The following is a 15,006-nucleotide window of genomic DNA, read 5'->3' on the forward strand; positions in this document are numbered from 1 at the left end:
CGAGTGGGATACACATGATGATCATCATATGAATGGTCAAAAAAAAGGGCGGTCGTGCCATCACGCCCCGGAGGAGGCGAAACGGCTCACTACGGCACTGCGCAGGGCGCTCGACAACGCCGGGTCATCGACGGCTCGAGCCAGCATCAAGGTGCCGACCATGGCGGCGACGGTCACCAGCGCCCGCTCATGGGCGGCAGGCTGCCCCCAATCCGGCGACTGACGTGCCACCAGATCGATCATCTCCTTGATGCGGCGCGTGGCCACCCGGCGCACTTCAGGCGCCTGCCGCGGCATCTCGGAACCCAAGGCAGACACCGGGCAGCCCGTCTCGATGCTCGCCAGATGCTCGTCAGAGAGGTAGGCCTGAATCAACGCCTGCAGGGCCTGCTCGGGTGGCGCCGCGGCGACGACACGGGCTGCAAACGCGTTGGACTCGGCGCCTGCGCGGTCCGCCGCCTCGGCCAGCATGGCCTCGCGGGACTCGAAGTGGGCGTAGAAGGCGCCATGCGTCAGGCCCGCCTCCTTCATGATGTCGGCCACACCCGTGCCGTCGTAGCCGCTGCGCCGGATGGCGCGTGCGGCCGCCTGCACGATGCGCTCGTGGGAAGCCTCTTTGGCGGCGGCTCGGGCATTGGCTTGAGTCTTTCGCATGACGCTCATCATACGATTGGTTGACGCGGCGTGCAAGCACTGATCTTTGAGGACCTGGTCAGGATGTCACGGCCGGGAACCGCAGCTACCCGCTGGGGGCTCAGAGTCGACGTGACACGCGGTCAGGTCGCGGTGCGCGAATCCCGAAACTGGTATGGCCAGCACAGCCAGGGCACGTACCGCTTCGGTACGGGAAAAACATCACCACGCCCACGCTGGTTTCAATTGCAAACTGGTATTACTGGTCTCATACTGGTTTCTTCCGATGGCCTGCCCGAGCATGGGCCCGGATAGTTCCAGGCAACCGGCGCGCTCGCCAGACAGCGTCGCGTCCGGTTGGCAACACGACGCGCTCCACGCGCGGTTGCAACCCACACCAGCCAATCCCAAGGAGTTGGAACCATGTCCGACCAGATTCACCACCGGCAGCGCCGGCTCGACTGGCTGATGGCCTTGTCGGCCGCCGTGGCCGTGACCGCCGGCGTCGCGCCGACGGGCGCCATGGCCGCGCCTCTCGCGGCCCAGGCCCCCGCCTGCCAGCCCTGGCAAGCCTCGATCGCCTACCTGCAGGGCGACACCGCCACCGAGAACGGCAAGACCTACCGCGCCAACTGGTGGACACAAGGCGACGAGCCCGCCACCCACAACGGCCCGGTCGGCAGCGGCCAGCCCTGGACCGAGGTGTCGAGCTGCTCGTCACCCCCACCTCCGCCGCCCCCACCGCCTCCGCCCCCTCCTCCGCCCCCTCCTCCGCCGCCGCCCCCACCGCCCCCGCCGGCCGATTGCGACCCCTGGCGCGCGGACTTCAAGTACAGCAAGGGCGCCCTCGTCACCGACGACGGCAAGGGCTACAAGGCCCTCGCCAAGTCATTGGGCAAAGACCCCTCCGACAACAGCGGCCCCAAGGGCAGCGGCGAGCCGTGGACCAAGTCGAAGGCCTGCGGCAGCCCGCCCCCGCCGCCGCCCAGCGGGCCCCATGCCCTGGTGGGTTACCTGCACGCCAGCTTTGCCAACGGGTCGGGCTACATCCGCATGGCCGACGTGAGCGACAAGTGGGACTACATCGACCTGGCCTTTGCCGAGCCCACCTCGAACACCTCGGGTGAAGTGGCGTTCAAGCGCTGCCCGGTGGGCGAATGCCCCAACGTCGAATCCGACGCCGACTTCCTCGCCGCCATCAAGGCCAAGCAGGCCCAGGGTAAGAAGGTGTTGATCTCCATCGGCGGCGCCAATGGCCAGGTCCGGCTCGAATCGGGTGCGGCGGTGACGGCCTTCGTCAACTCGGTCTCGGCCATCATCGACCGCTGGGGCCTGGACGGCCTGGATGTCGACTTCGAAGGGCACTCGCTGCAGCTCAACAGCGGCGACAAGGACGTGGCCAACCCGACCACGCCGGTGGTCGTCAACCTGATCAGCGCGCTGAAGCAGCTCAAGGCCAAGTACGGTGCCAAGTTCGTGCTGACGATGGCGCCCGAGACCTTCTTCGTGCAGCTGGGCTACAGCTTCTACGGCGGCACCTGCATCAGCTGCGACACGCGGGCCGGCGCCTACCTGCCGGTGATCTACGCGCTGCGCAACGACCTCACGATGCTGCATGTGCAGGACTACAACTCGGGGCCGATCATGGGGCTGGACAACCAGTACCACACGATGGGCAACGCCGACTTCCACACCGCCATGACCGACATGCTGCTCACGGGCTTCACCGTGGCCGGCACGACGTTCAAGTTCCCGGCGCTGCGGCCCGACCAGGTGGCGATCGGCCTGCCGGCCAGCGGCAATGCCGGCGGCGGCTTCACCAGCGTGGCGGACGTGCAGGCCTCGTTCGACTGCCTGACCCAGCTCAAGCAGTGCGGCAGCTACGGCCCTCGCACGCACACGCTGAGCCTGAACGGCCTGATGACCTGGTCGATCAACTGGGACCGCTACAACGCCTTCGAGTTCTCGACCCAGCACCGCGCCTATCTGGACGCCTTGCCGAAGCCCTGACCGCCACAGGGGCGTGCCTGCCCGGGCACGCCCTTGCCCGGGCGAATCACCTCTGCCAGGCCGAGGCGCTCCATGTCGGCGCGGCCTCGTTGATCAGCGCCAGAATTTCGGGCGGCAGGTCTGCCGCCCCCGTCAGCTGACGAACCTCCAGAATGTCGTCCGACCCGAAACCAGACGGGGCGCGCAGGGCCCATTGAATCGCCTCGTCCAGCGAGGCCACGTCGATGAGGTAGAAGCCCCCGACCAGCTCTTTCGACTCGGCAAAAGGCCCGTCCACGACAAAGCGCTTGCCGTTGGCCACCGCGATGCGGGCCCCTGGCGCCGACGGGTTGAGGCCCTCCGAGGCCACCAGCACGCCGGCCCGGTGCATCTCTTCATTGAAGCGCATGTAGGCCTTGAAGAGCTCCGCATCGAAGCCTGAAGGTGGTTCGGTCGTCTTCTTGTCTGCACTTGCCTGCGCCGTGATGATGAAACGCATCCTGCTCTCCGAATGAAAGTTGTTGCCCGGTCAAGCGGCGACGAACGAGCGCCGGCCAAATCGACAGGCGCCGACGGCGTTGTCCTACACCGCTTTGGTCGAGCCGCCGACTGCGCACCCTGGCGCGGGTCGGCATATTGAGCCTGTCACCAAGGAGACTGGACCATGTTCAAACGACTTTGCCTCATCGCCCTGTGCGGCGCCGCACTCGCCACCACCCTCAGCGCCTGCGTGGTGGCCCCAGCAGCCGGCCGGCCCGGATACGTGCACGACCGAGACCGCGACGGCGTGCCGAACCGCTACGACCGCGACCGCGACAACGACGGGGTGCCGAACCGCTACGACGGCAGGCCGGACAACCCCTACCACCGCTGACCCTGGTTTAGTCAGCCGGCAGCGGCCAACGCTGCCGCCACGCCGCCACCGCCGCGGCCAGCCATTCGGCCCGGCCCGCGGTCGTGAGCTGCGCCGGCAAGCCCAGCACCTGCCCCGCCGCCCGCAAGGCGGCGAACGGGTCGGCCAGATCGAGCGCCTGGGCGCCGTTCTGCTTCGACAGCTTCTGCCCGTCGGCCGCTAGCACCAGCGGCGTGTGCAGGTACACCGGCGTCGGCAGGCCCAGCAGCCGCTGCAGGTGGATCTGGCGCGGCGTGTTGTCAGCCAGGTCTTCACCGCGCACGACGTGGCTGATGCCCTGCTCGGCATCGTCGACCACCACCGCCAGCTGGTAGGCCCACAGGCCATCGGCGCGCTTCAGCACGAAGTCGCCGACCTCGGCGCTCAGGTTCTGCCGCTGCGGGCCGAGCCGGCGGTCGTGCCAGTCGATCCAGCGGTCGCCGCCGGGCGCATCGGTGCGCAGGCGCCAGGCCCGCGCGGGGCGGCCGTGCAGGCCGTGGCGGCAGGTGCCGGGGTAAACGCGCTCGCCGTGGCGCTCGTGCGGCACGCCGAGCGCGGCGAGTGCCGTGTCGATCTGCTTGCGGCTGCAGGCGCAGGGGTAGGCCTGGCCGGCGGCAAGCAGGCGATGCAGCGCCGCTTCGTAGCGGTCGCCGCGGGTCGATTGCCAGACCGGTGCCTCGTCGGGCACCAGCCCGCAGGCGGCCAATTGCTGAAGGATCAGTTCGTCGGCACCGGGCACGCAGCGCGGGGTGTCGACATCTTCGATCCGCACCAGCCAGCGCCCGCGCTGGGCCCGCGCGTCGAGCCAGCTGGCCAGCGCGGCCACCAGCGAGCCGGCATGCAACGGGCCGGTGGGCGACGGGGCGAAACGCCCGATGTAACGCACCGTGGGCGACGGCGGCGCCTGCCTGCTCATTCAGTGGCTCATTCGGTGGCGCACAGGCCTTGTTGCGGCAGGTGGCGCTCGAGCAGCGCGCGGCGCGTGGCCGGGCTTTCCAGCTGCTGCAGCCACCATTGCAAGGCCAGGCCCTGCGGCGCCTTCTTCGGCTGCGGCACCGCCGCGCTGCGCCATGCGTAGGCCATGCCGCCGACACGCCGCTGCCGCTTGACCAGCTTGGTCACCAGCCGGCCGTGGCGCACATGCTCGCGCACCAGCACCTCGGGCACGAAGCCGCAGCCCAGGCAGCGCAGCTGGGCCTCGATCTTGGCCTGCATGCTCGACACGGTCAGCACATCTTGCCCCGGCAGCAGGTTCACGGTGATTCGCGTCATGCGCATGGCCGAGTCGGCCACGGCCACCGCGCGGTGGCGCACGATCTCGTCGTCGCCGATCGGCTCGGGCAGCGATGCCAACGGGTGGTGCGGCGCCATCGCGAAGACGAAGGGCATCGCACCCAGCGGCTTCATCTCGATGCCCGGCGGCGCGGGCATGTCGGCCGGCACGCCCAGGGCCAGGTCGGCCTGGCCGGAGACCAACGCCTCCCAGGTGCCGGCGAGCACCTCGGTGCGCAGGCGCAGCCGGGTGCCGGGGCCGGGCTCATGGTCGCCGCTGGGCCGCAAGGCGTAGAACGCCTCGCACAGCTCCAGCAGCGTCAGGCGCGACAGCACGTCGTCGACCGCGATCGTCAGCTCGGTTTCCCAGCCGGTCGACACCCGCCGCACCCGCTGCGCCACCGCGTCCATCTCGGCCAACAGCCGGCGGCCCTCGTTCAGCAGCTCTTCGCCGGCGGCGGTGAGCTGGGCCTGGCGCGAGCGGCGGTCGAACAGCAGCACGTCCAGCGCGTCTTCGAGCTGGCGCACGCTGTAGGTCAGCGCCGAGGGCACCTTGCCCAGCTCGCGGGCGGCGGCGGCAAAGCTGCCGGTGCGGGCGATCGTGTCCATCATCGCCAGGGCGTCGGGGGTCAGCGCGCTTCGTCGGTCCATATCGTTTGCATTGTCGACTTCATCTTATTTGAAAGGTCGATTCGAGCCGGCGCGGCCCGCAACCGGCCGCCCTTGCCTACATTGGATGCACAGCAGACACACACACACCTTGGAGGTTCCTCGATGATCACTGTGCGCAAGGCCGAAGACCGCGGCGTGGCCGACCACGGCTGGCTCAAGAGCTTTCACACCTTCTCGTTCGCCGACTACTACGACCCGGCCCACATGGGCGTGGGCAACCTGCGCGTCATCAACGACGACCGCATCGCCCCGGGCACCGGCTTCGGCACCCATGCCCACCGTGACATGGAGATCATCAGCTACGTGCTCGAAGGCGAGCTGGCGCACAAGGACAGCCTCGGCACCGGCGCCTCCATCCGCCCCGGCGAGGTACAGCGCATGACCGCCGGCACCGGCGTGCGGCACAGCGAGTTCAACCACGCTGAAGGCCAGACCACGCACTTCCTGCAGATCTGGTTGCTGCCGGCGCAAACCGGCCTGGCCCCGGGCTACGAGCAAAAGGCCTTCGGCAACGCCGACAAGCGCGGCCGCCTGCGCCTGGTGGCCGCGCCCGACGGCCGCGAAGGCGCCGTGACGCTGCATGCCGACGCCGCGATCCGCGCCGGGCTGTTCGACGGCGACGAGTCGGCCGAGCTGGCGCTGGACCCGAAGCGCCTGGCCTATGTGCACGTGGCGCAGGGCGAGATCACGCTGAACGGCGACCAGCGCCTGGCCACCGGCGATGGCGTGGTGCTCGACGGCGAGACGCGCCTGAGCCTGTCGCACGGCCGCGGCGCCGACGTGCTGGTGTTCGACCTCGCCCGCCTGACCTGAAGCCCGGGGTGCCCTAAAGTCGCGGGCATGAACCTGACCCTGACCGCGCTGAGCGTGTTGCCGGCCATCGACTGGCTGGCCGTCATCTGCCTCTTCGCGGCCTGGGTGGGCTACGCGCAGTTCGCCCGCCGGCATGCCGCGACCCAGCCATCGGTGCTGGCGGCCACCAACCGAGTGCGCAAGCAGTGGATGCTGCAGACGACGATGCGCGAGAACCGCGTGATCGACGGCGTGACGGTGCAGAACCTGTCGACCAGCCCGTCGTTCTTCGCCTCGACCACGATCCTGATCATCGGTGGCCTGCTGGCGGTGCTGGGCACCACCGACAAGGCGACCGAGTTCGTGCGCGAAATCCCGTTCGCCGCGCGCACCTCGGTGCTGGTGTTCGACCTGAAGGTGGCGATGCTGATGGCGATCTTCGTCTACGCCTTTTTTCGCTTCACCTGGAGCATGCGGCAGTACACCTTCGGCGCGCTGCTGGTCGCGTCGGCGCCGGAGTTCAACGCGCCGTGGACCGACGCCGAGCGCGAGGCCTTTGCCAACCGCGCCGGCGGCGTGATGGGCCTGGCCGCCGAGACCTTCAACGACGGCCTGCGCGCCTACTACATGGCCTTCGCCGGCATCGGCTGGTTCTTCTCGCCCTGGGTCTGCCTGGGCGCCACGGCCTTCGTCGTCGGCGTGCTGTACCGGCGCGAGTTTCGATCCGAGGTGCTGGCGGCGTTGACGCAGGGCTGAGCTTCAGCCCGCCGCCGGCGCGAGGCGAAACACCTCGACACTCTGCATCAAGGTGGCGGCCTGGTGGCGCAGGCTCTCGGCCGCGGCCGCAGCCTCCTCGACCAGCGACGCGTTCTGCTGGGTGACCTGGTCCAGCTGCGCCACCGAGCGGCCGACCTGGCCGATGCCCTGGCTCTGCTCGGTGGTGGCGGCGTCGATGTCGCCCATCAGGTCGTTCACGCGCTTCACGCTGCTCAGGATCTCGTCCATCGTGCGGGCGGCGGCCGACACGTGCTCGCTGCCCGCCGCCACCTTCTCGCCGCTGTCGACGATCAGCTGCTTGACCTGGCGCGCCGCCTCGGCACTGCGCTGGGCCAGGCTGCGCACCTCGCCCGCCACGACGGCAAAGCCCCGGCCCTGCTCGCCCGCGCGGGCCGCCTCGACCGCCGCGTTCAGGGCCAGGATATTGGTCTGGAACGCGATCCCGTCGATCACGCCGATGATCTCGCCGATCTTGGTGCTGGCCGCTTCGATGCTGCCCATCGCGCCCTGCACCTGCGTGACCGCCTGGTTGCCGTCGTTCGCGCAGCGGCTGGCGTGGGCCACCAGTTGGGCCGCCTGGCGCGCTGTGTCGGCGTTGGTCTTCACCGCGGCGGTCAGCTGCTCCATCGAGGCCGCCGTCTGCTGCAGGTTGCTGGCCTGCTGCTCGGTGCGTTGCGACAGGTCGGCATTGCCGGTCGCGATCTGGTTCGAGCCGGTGGCGATCGAGTCGGCCCCGGCGCGGATGCTGCCCACCACCTGCACCAGTGCATGTTGCATGCGGCTCATCGCATGCAACAGGCTCGATTCGTCGCCCGCCTTCAGCTGCACCGGCACCGCCAGGTTGCCAGCCGCGATCTCGCTGGCCACCGCGGCCGCATAGGCCGGCTCGCCGCCCAGCTGGCGCGACAGCCCGCGGGTGATGAACCAGGCAAAACCGCTGGCCACCAGCAGGGCCAGGCCCGCCAGCAGCAGCATCTGCAGCCGGATCGACGCGAAGGCCGCGCCGGCCGCCTCGGCCGCCTCGTCGGTGCGCTGGTCTTCGAGTGCCGCCAGCTCGCCCAGCGCCTTCAGCCATTGGCCCTGCGGGCCGGCCACGCGGGTCATCAGCAGCGAGGTCGCATCGACTGTTTCGCCCTTGATCGCCAGATCGACCACCCGCTGGTTCAACGGCCGCACCTCGTCGCGCAGCGCCTGGATGCGCTTCAGCAGCGCACTCTCGTCTGCAGAGGCGCCGCCGGCGAACATCTCGGCCAGCGCCTTCTCGGCCGCGCCATAGCGCTCACGCGCGCCGCTGAGCTTGTCTTGCTCGGCCCGCAGCTGCACCGGGTCGTCGCCGAGCAGCACGAGGTTGCTCGACGAGGTGGCGACTTCGTTGATCGCGATGCGCATCGCGACGGCCAGCCGGGCTTCCTCGTTGTTGAACTCGACGATCTGGGCCAGCCGGCCGTGGATCGCGAACATGCCATACAGGCCAAACCCGGCCACGGCGGCCAGAAAGGCCAGCGTGGTGCCGAAACCCAGGGCCAACTGTCGGCCCACGGTCCAGCGGACAGTGCGGTGGTGATCCATCGGGGCTCCTCGCCGATTGAAGACGCGCCCCAGACACCAGGCACGCCGAGGTCATCGGCCAGGGCCCCAGGCCCTTGAGTCGGGAGATTGCTCTTTTTGCTCCGGAAGAACCCTGGTTTCTCGGGCGACCGCGGTGCAAAAGGCGATCGAGCGCTCAGTCGCGCGGCACCAGCTCGGGCACTTCGTCTTCGGCCACGTGCCGCTTGGCGATGCGGGCCATCGTGCCGTCGCGCACGATCTCTCGCACCTGGTTGCGCCAGTAGGCCAGCTCGGCCTCGCTGAAGCGCGCCCGCGACAGCACCATGCCCTCGGGCACGACCGAGTTCTGCGGCGCCCAGTCCAGCGCCACCAGCTGCGGCTTGCGGGGGTGGTCGGCGGCGTAGCGGCGCATCACCACCGAGTGGCCGATCACCGCGTCGACCGTGCCTTCGGCCAGCAGGCGCAGCAAGGCGCCGTCGTCGGTCGCCTCGACCAGCCGTCCCTGGGTGCGCGCCTGCTCGAGCACCGCGTCGTAAGCGGGCGTGTGCTTGTAGCCGCGCACGGCGCCCCAGCGCAGCGACGGCGTGGCGGCAAACTCGGCCAGCCCGCCGCGCACCGGCGCATGCGTCTTCAGCATCCAGACATAGTGCTTGAGCAGCACGTAGGGGGCGAAGGCGTAGAGCTTCTCGCGCTCGGGCGTGGCGATGCCCGAGGTGGTCATGTCCAGCCGGCCGGCCTCGAGCTCGGACCAGATCCGCGCCCGGGTCATCGTCAGCCCCTCGAAGCGGCAGCCGCTGCGGCGTTGCATTTCGCGGACGAGGTCGACGTCGATGCCGGTGCCGAACAGGCCGCCGGTGTTGTCGGTGCTGGCGCTGGCGTACAGCGCGCCGAATTCGTAGAAGCCCACCGAGATCGGGTGGTCTGGGCAGGGCGCGGCGCTGGTCGACGCGGCCGGCGTCGGCCCCTTCGCCACAGCGCCGGCCACGGCCAAGCCGAGCGCGGCCCAGGCCACGATGCCGGCGAGCATTGCGCGCACTCCTCGCCGCGCTGCCACGCCAAGCCCCATGGTCCGGCACCCGCGCCCACTCTGCGGCAAGCGTCCCCTGCGGTGCATCCGCTGATGCTGCCGCGGCGGCGGCCCGCTGGCAACGGGGTTCACCTCAGGGCCGGGGCGCGCCGAGGCGTTCACTTCAGGCCCAGAAAGTCCTTGACCACCTCGACGGTGCGGGCCGGGTCTTCCTCGTGCGGCACATGGCCCAGCTCGGGAAAGACGACCAGCCGGCTGCCGGCGATGTCGCGCGCGAAGCGCTGACCGTTGGGCGGCGGGATCAGGCGGTCGCGCCCGCCCCAGAGAATCAGCGTCGGCTGCTTCAGCGCCGCGATGCGCGCCGCATCCTGGCCCATCTCCAGCTGCTGCATGCGCAGGCGCAGTGCGTGGCGGTTGCCTTCGCGCAGCGTCAGCTCGAAATAGCGGTCGACCAGCGCGGCGGTCACCTTGGCCGGCTCGCCGTACACGCTCTGCACGCTGGCTTCGACCATGCCGCGCGGCAGGAACCATTCGCTCAGGGCACTGACGACCGGCAGCCGCGCGAGGCGAAAGCCCACCGGCATGTCCTCGGGCACGAAGTCGTAGCCGGCCGCGTCGACCAGCACCAGCTTGTCCACCCGCGCCGGCGCCAGCGAGGCCACCCGCCAGGCCACCTCGCCGCCGAGCGAGTTGCCGGCCAGCACCGCGTGCTGCACGTGCAACTGGTCCATCAGGTCGAGCGTGAAGCGGGCCAGCGCGTCGCCGCGGTAGTCGTCGTGCGCGTAGTCGCCGGTGAAAGGGCCCGTCAGGCCGAAGCCCGGCAGGTCGAAGCTGATCACCCGGCGCTGCGTCTTCAGCGCCGCGACCCAGCCCTCCCAGGTGTGCAGGCTGGCCGAGGTGCCGTGGATCAGCACGATCGGCGCCTGGTCGTTGCGGGGGCCCTCGTCGCGCAGGTGCACCATCTGGCCCTTGACCTCGACGAAGTCCGACGGCGCCGGCGCCCAGCGCGCCACCAGCGTCTCGACCGGCCGGTCGGGCGCGCGGGCCAGCGGCACCGCGATCGCGGTCAGCATCAGCAGCACGCCGAAGGCGCGCCAGAGCAACATCATCATGCGGCGATCTCGTGGGGGGTTTCGGGGTGCAGGTCGGTCGCCAGCTCTTCGCGCTCGTCGAAGACGAAACAGCGGCCATGCCAGTGCGGGGCGCCTTCAGTCTGCTCGAAATAGCGCAGGATGCCGCCTTCCAGCTGGTAGCCGTGCTCGACGCCCAGGGCCTGCATCACCAGCGCGGCTTTTTCGCAGCGGATGCCGCCGGTGCAGTAGCTGACCACCGTCTTGCCGGCCAGCTCTTCGCGGTGCGCGGCCAGGGCGGCGGGGAAGTCGGAAAACCGGTGCAGGCGCCAATCGAGCGCGCCGTCGAAGGCGCCGGCATCGACCTCGAAGCCGTTGCGGGTGTCCAGCATCACCACCGGCCGGCCGTCGTCGTCGTGGCCGGCGTCGAGCCAGCGGGCCAGCGTGGCCGGCGCCACCGCCGGCGCACGCCCGGCCGAGGGCCGCACGGCCGGCATGTTCATGCGGATGATCTCGCGCTTGACCTTGACCTTCAGGCGCTGAAACGGCGGCGTCTCGCTCCAGCTTTCCTTGGCGTCGAGCCCGGCGAACGGCGGGTCTTCGCGCAGGCGGGCCAGCCAGCCGCGCAACGCGGCTTCAGGCCCGGCGAGGAACAGGTTGATGCCCTCTTCGGCCAGCAGCACCGTGCCCTTCAGGCCAGCGGCCAGCGCATCGTCGTACAGGCGTTGGCGACGTGCTTCGAGCGCATCCAGCGTCACGAAGCGGTAGGCAGAGACATTGAGCACGGCAGCCGTCATCGGCGGATTCTAGGTGGCCGCCCCGGGCCGGCGCGCCCAGACCGCGCCCGCGCGTCGCGCGCCACCGCCGCCGTGAAACGCGCCGCGCTGGCGCCTGACTCAGGCCACCGGGGTCAGGTCCGGCGCCGGTGCCACGTCGAGCACGCCCGGGCTGCCGCCGCCCAGCAGAAGTTGCGGCAACTGCAGCAACCGCCAGTGCCCTTTGTCATCGGCGGCCAGCAGCCACACCTCAAGCGTCCAGCCGTGCCGAGGTCTCGGCCTTCAGCGCCTCCTTGCGCTCCTGCATCTGCTGCCCCAGGGCCTTCAGGTCGAGCTTGCTCGACGCCTTGGCCTTGGGGAACATCTCCGACTGCTCTTCCTTGACGTGGTGCTTCACGTATTCGGACAGCACCTTGACGCGCGCGTCGTAGTCTTCGCCGTCCGGCTCGGCCCCTTCGATCTGCGCGATCAGCGTCTTCAACGTCTCGTGCTCGACGCGCGCTTCCGGCACCAGCTCGGCGTCGTTCAGCGCGGCCTTCACGGCCGGGTAGAAGATCTCTTCCTCGATCTGCGCATGCACGGTCAACTCCATGCAGATCTGCGCCACCAGGCCTTTCTTCTTGTCTGGCGAGCGGCTCTTTTCGTATTGCTCGAACAGCTCGCTGACCAGCTTGTGATCGGCGCGCAGCAGCGCGGTGGCGTCGACTTTGGTGTTCGTGGTGCGGGTCGAATTCTTGCGTTCCATGGCGATGGCTTTCAGGGTGGGTTGAGAAACAGGGTGGTGGCGATGCCATGGCAAACCATGTGCCACGCACGGCGCCCGGGCGGCGCTCAGGGGCCCCCGGGTGTGGGATGGGCCCGATGGACTTGACGCGCGTCAACGCCTAGCCTCGGCGCATGAGCCCTGAATCGCTGCCGCACGACGCCGACCCCGCGCGAGGCGCCGCCACCCCCACGCCGGGCGACGCCCCGGCCCGGGTCGACGTGGCCCTCACGCCGCCGCTGAACAAGCTGCCCTGGTCGGCCCCCTGGCATTGGCTGGCGCTGGGCTGGCGCGATTTCACGCGCGCACCGGCGATCGGCCTGTTCTATGGCGCGGCGTTCGTGCTGATGGGCTGGGCGCTGATGCTGGTGTTCCAGCGGGCACCGGCGTACACGCTGGCCTTGTCGGCCGGCTTTCTGCTGCTCGGCCCGTTCCTGTGCCTGGGGCTCTACCACGCCAGCCAGGCGCTGGAGCGCGGTGAACGCCCGTCGCTGCGGGCGTCGCTGCAGGCCTGGCACATGCAGACCGGCACGCTGGCGATCTTCGGCTTCGTGCTGCTGGTGCTGGAGATGCTGTGGGGCCGCGCGTCGCTGGTGGTCTTTGCGTTGAGCTTCGACGGCATGCCCGACTTCCAGGGCTCGTTGCTGGCGCTGCTGGCACCCGACAACCTGAACTTCGTCATCGCCTACCTGCTGGTGGGCGCGGTGTTCGCCGGGCTGATCTTCGCGATCAGCGTGGTGTCGATGCCGATGATCCTCGACCGGCCCACCGATGCGATCACCGCCGGCCTGACCAGCCTGCACCTGGTGCTGACCCAGCCCGGCGTGATGCTGCTGTGGGGCGCGCTGCTGACCGTGACGGTCGTGCTGGCGATGCTGCCCGGCTTTGCCGGCCTGCTGGTGCTGGGGCCGGTGGCCGGCCATGCCAGCTGGCACGCCTACCGCCAGGCAGTGGGCCGCGACGAGCCTTCACCCACCACCTGAGCCGCGCGGCTGCAGGCTTTGGCCGATGCACCCGGCCCAAGAATCCAGGCGGCGCCCCAAAACGGAACCGGTTCCAATTTCAGTCAGAATAGCGGCTTCGAGGGCTGGCCGCCGCCTGCCCGGCCCGCCGTCAGCCCGTTTCCCGACTGTCGACCATGACCGCTCGTTCATCTGCCCTGGCCCTTGCCCTGTCCACCTGCTGGCTGCTGGCAAGCGGCCCGGTGCGTGCGGGCGACACCCCTATCGCCATGCCCACGCCCACCGCCCCGCCCCGCAGCCTGCAGGTCTTCACCACCGCCCAAGGCTCGCCCCAGCGCCTGGCCCTGACCGCCACCCTGCCACTGGGCAGCGGCGCCCAGCCGCCCGAGGGCGACGTGTCGGTCTTCGTCAACCCGGCCCTGCGCTTTCAGACGCTGCTGGGCATCGGCGGTGCGGTCACCGATGCCGCGGCCGAGGTCTTTGCCAAACTCTCGCCGGCGAAGCAGGACGAGCTGCTGAAGGCCTACTTCGACCCGGCCCAGGGCCTGGGCTATTCGCTGCTGCGCACGACCATCCACAGCTCGGACTTCAGCAGCGCCAGCTACACCTATGTGAACAACGGCGACGCCGCCCTCGCCTCGTTCGACATCGCGCCGGACCGGCGCTACCGCCTGCCGCTGCTGCAGCGCGCGCTGAAGACGGCCGCTGCCGGCGGCGGCAGCGTGACCACCTTTGCCAGCCCCTGGAGCGCCCCGGCCTGGATGAAGGACAACGCCAACATGCTGCAAGGCGGCAAGCTGCTGCCGCAATACGCCGGCGCCTGGGCGCTGTACTTCACCAAGTTCATCCGCGCCTACGAGAAAGAAGGCGTTCCCATCTGGGGCATCACGGTGCAGAACGAGCCGATGGCCAAGCAGACCTGGGAGTCGATGATCTTCACGGCCGAAGAAGAGCGCGATTTCCTGAAGAACCACCTCGGCCCGACGATGCAGCGCGAAGGCCTGGGCGACCGCAAGATCATTGTCTGGGACCACAACCGCGACCTGATCACGCACCGCGCCCACACGATCCTGGGCGACCCGGAGGCGGCGCCCTATGTCTGGGGCGTGGGCTTCCATTGGTACGAGACCTGGGCCGGCGGCGAGCCGATGCACCGCAACGTGGCCGCCGTGCACGAGGCCTACCCGAAGGTCAACCTGCTGTTGACCGAGGCCACGGTCGAGCGCTTCGACCCGGCGCGGCTGCAGTGGTGGCCGAACGCCGAGCGCTACGGCAGCCAGATGATCGCCGACTTCAACAGCGGCGCGGTCGGCTGGACGGACTGGAACATCCTGCTCGACGAGCGCGGCGGCCCCAACCACGTCGGCAACTTCTGCTTCGCACCGGTGCATGCGGACACGAAGACCGGCGAGCTGACCTACACCCCCAGCTTCGCCTACCTCGGCCACTTCTCCAAATTCATCCGCCCCGGGGCTCAGCGCGTCAGCGCGGTCAGCAGCCGCAGCACGCTTCAGACCACGGCCTTCGTCAACCCCCAAGGGCCCACGGGTCGCCAATTGGCGGTGGTGGTGATGAACAGCGGCGATGCGGCCGTCAGCTATCGCCTGCAGATCGGCGCCCAAGAGGTGGCGCTGACGATCCCCGCCCACGCCATTCAGACAATTGCCGGCTAGATGTCCGGGGCACCGCCAACGAAGGCGGCGTTCAGATCGTCAATCTGACTGGAGTCTCCCGCTCGGCGGGAGGCTGGAGGGTGCGCCCATTCATACCGGAGCTCCCTCGTGGAGGGGGCTCGGGGGAGCCGAACATACAGCCGCAGGCTAGGAGCCTTCG

At 69.6% G+C, this 15,006-nt stretch carries 16 protein-coding genes; 6 read left to right on the forward strand and 10 right to left on the reverse strand.

Features of this window, described 5'->3' with window-relative positions; translation table 11 throughout:
• Positions 1 to 60 precede the first annotated feature (60 nt).
• Positions 61 to 666: a TetR/AcrR family transcriptional regulator gene (locus tag ACE3SG_RS27665; RefSeq protein WP_374569519.1), complete on the reverse strand. Its 606-nt coding sequence runs from the start codon at positions 664 to 666 to the stop codon at positions 61 to 63.
• 390 nt (positions 667 to 1,056) lie between these two features.
• Here ACE3SG_RS27665 and ACE3SG_RS27670 point away from each other — a divergent pair, with 390 nt between their 5' ends.
• Entirely contained in the window at positions 1,057 to 2,643 is a 1,587-nt protein-coding gene (locus ACE3SG_RS27670) for a chitinase (RefSeq protein WP_374569491.1), read from the forward strand.
• A gap of 46 nt (positions 2,644 to 2,689) precedes the next feature.
• Here ACE3SG_RS27670 and ACE3SG_RS27675 read toward each other — a convergent pair whose 3' ends face one another.
• Complete coding sequence (locus ACE3SG_RS27675) at positions 2,690 to 3,121, reverse strand: YciI family protein (RefSeq protein ID WP_374569492.1); 432 nt, start codon at positions 3,119 to 3,121, stop codon at positions 2,690 to 2,692.
• Between the two features lie 165 nt (positions 3,122 to 3,286).
• On the opposite strand from ACE3SG_RS27675, the gene ACE3SG_RS27680 reads away from it, so the two are divergent.
• Positions 3,287 to 3,496 (forward strand): hypothetical protein, encoded by a 210-nt coding sequence (locus tag ACE3SG_RS27680; RefSeq protein WP_374569493.1) that lies wholly within the window; start codon positions 3,287 to 3,289, stop codon positions 3,494 to 3,496.
• Positions 3,497 to 3,503: 7 nt separating this feature from the next.
• Here the strand turns inward: ACE3SG_RS27680 and gluQRS are convergent, their stop codons facing one another.
• Together gluQRS and ACE3SG_RS27690 are read right to left on the reverse strand one after the other, a co-directional pair.
• A complete protein-coding gene (gluQRS, locus tag ACE3SG_RS27685; RefSeq protein ID WP_374569494.1) occupies positions 3,504 to 4,430 on the reverse strand; it encodes a tRNA glutamyl-Q(34) synthetase GluQRS in 927 nt (308 codons plus the stop codon).
• A gap of 8 nt (positions 4,431 to 4,438) precedes the next feature.
• The gene (locus tag ACE3SG_RS27690; RefSeq protein WP_374569495.1) at positions 4,439 to 5,437 is read right to left on the reverse strand and encodes a LysR family transcriptional regulator; all 999 of its coding nucleotides are present in this window, start codon (positions 5,435 to 5,437) and stop codon (positions 4,439 to 4,441) included.
• A gap of 123 nt (positions 5,438 to 5,560) precedes the next feature.
• Between ACE3SG_RS27690 and ACE3SG_RS27695 the strand changes: the two genes are divergently transcribed.
• Both ACE3SG_RS27695 and ACE3SG_RS27700 read left to right on the forward strand, forming a co-directional pair.
• The gene (locus tag ACE3SG_RS27695) at positions 5,561 to 6,271 is read left to right on the forward strand and encodes a pirin family protein (protein ID WP_374569496.1); all 711 of its coding nucleotides are present in this window, start codon (positions 5,561 to 5,563) and stop codon (positions 6,269 to 6,271) included.
• A gap of 27 nt (positions 6,272 to 6,298) precedes the next feature.
• Entirely contained in the window at positions 6,299 to 7,006 is a 708-nt protein-coding gene (locus ACE3SG_RS27700) for a DUF599 domain-containing protein (RefSeq protein ID WP_374569497.1), read from the forward strand.
• 3 nt (positions 7,007 to 7,009) lie between these two features.
• Here ACE3SG_RS27700 and ACE3SG_RS27705 read toward each other — a convergent pair whose 3' ends face one another.
• The 6 genes from ACE3SG_RS27705 to ACE3SG_RS27730 all read right to left on the reverse strand — a co-directional run bounded on the left by ACE3SG_RS27705 (position 7,010) and on the right by ACE3SG_RS27730 (position 12,193).
• On the reverse strand, positions 7,010 to 8,596 hold the full coding sequence (locus ACE3SG_RS27705) for a methyl-accepting chemotaxis protein (RefSeq protein WP_374569498.1): 1,587 nt from the start codon (positions 8,594 to 8,596) through the stop codon (positions 7,010 to 7,012).
• A gap of 154 nt (positions 8,597 to 8,750) precedes the next feature.
• Positions 8,751 to 9,602, reverse strand: coding sequence for a substrate-binding periplasmic protein (locus ACE3SG_RS27710; protein WP_374569499.1), 852 nt, complete (start codon positions 9,600 to 9,602; stop codon positions 8,751 to 8,753).
• Between the two features lie 158 nt (positions 9,603 to 9,760).
• Positions 9,761 to 10,714: an alpha/beta fold hydrolase gene (locus ACE3SG_RS27715; RefSeq protein ID WP_374569500.1), complete on the reverse strand. Its 954-nt coding sequence runs from the start codon at positions 10,712 to 10,714 to the stop codon at positions 9,761 to 9,763.
• On the reverse strand, positions 10,711 to 11,469 hold the full coding sequence (locus ACE3SG_RS27720) for a sulfurtransferase (RefSeq protein ID WP_374569501.1): 759 nt from the start codon (positions 11,467 to 11,469) through the stop codon (positions 10,711 to 10,713). Before ACE3SG_RS27720 ends, ACE3SG_RS27715 begins: the two co-directional genes overlap by 4 nt.
• 99 nt (positions 11,470 to 11,568) lie before the next feature.
• On the reverse strand, positions 11,569 to 11,697 hold the full coding sequence (locus ACE3SG_RS27725) for a hypothetical protein (protein ID WP_374569502.1): 129 nt from the start codon (positions 11,695 to 11,697) through the stop codon (positions 11,569 to 11,571).
• A 1-nt stretch (position 11,698) separates the two neighbouring features.
• The gene (locus tag ACE3SG_RS27730; RefSeq protein WP_374569503.1) at positions 11,699 to 12,193 is read right to left on the reverse strand and encodes a hemerythrin domain-containing protein; all 495 of its coding nucleotides are present in this window, start codon (positions 12,191 to 12,193) and stop codon (positions 11,699 to 11,701) included.
• 152 nt (positions 12,194 to 12,345) lie between these two features.
• Here ACE3SG_RS27730 and ACE3SG_RS27735 point away from each other — a divergent pair, with 152 nt between their 5' ends.
• Positions 12,346 to 13,194 (forward strand): DUF2189 domain-containing protein, encoded by an 849-nt coding sequence (locus ACE3SG_RS27735; RefSeq protein WP_374569504.1) that lies wholly within the window; start codon positions 12,346 to 12,348, stop codon positions 13,192 to 13,194.
• A gap of 248 nt (positions 13,195 to 13,442) precedes the next feature.
• The gene (locus ACE3SG_RS27740; RefSeq protein ID WP_374569505.1) at positions 13,443 to 14,846 is read left to right on the forward strand and encodes a glycoside hydrolase family 30 beta sandwich domain-containing protein; all 1,404 of its coding nucleotides are present in this window, start codon (positions 13,443 to 13,445) and stop codon (positions 14,844 to 14,846) included.
• Positions 14,847 to 15,006 lie beyond the last annotated feature (160 nt).

This window comes from Ideonella sp. (assembly GCF_041914305.1).
Lineage (GTDB): Bacteria > Pseudomonadota > Gammaproteobacteria > Burkholderiales > Burkholderiaceae_C > Ideonella.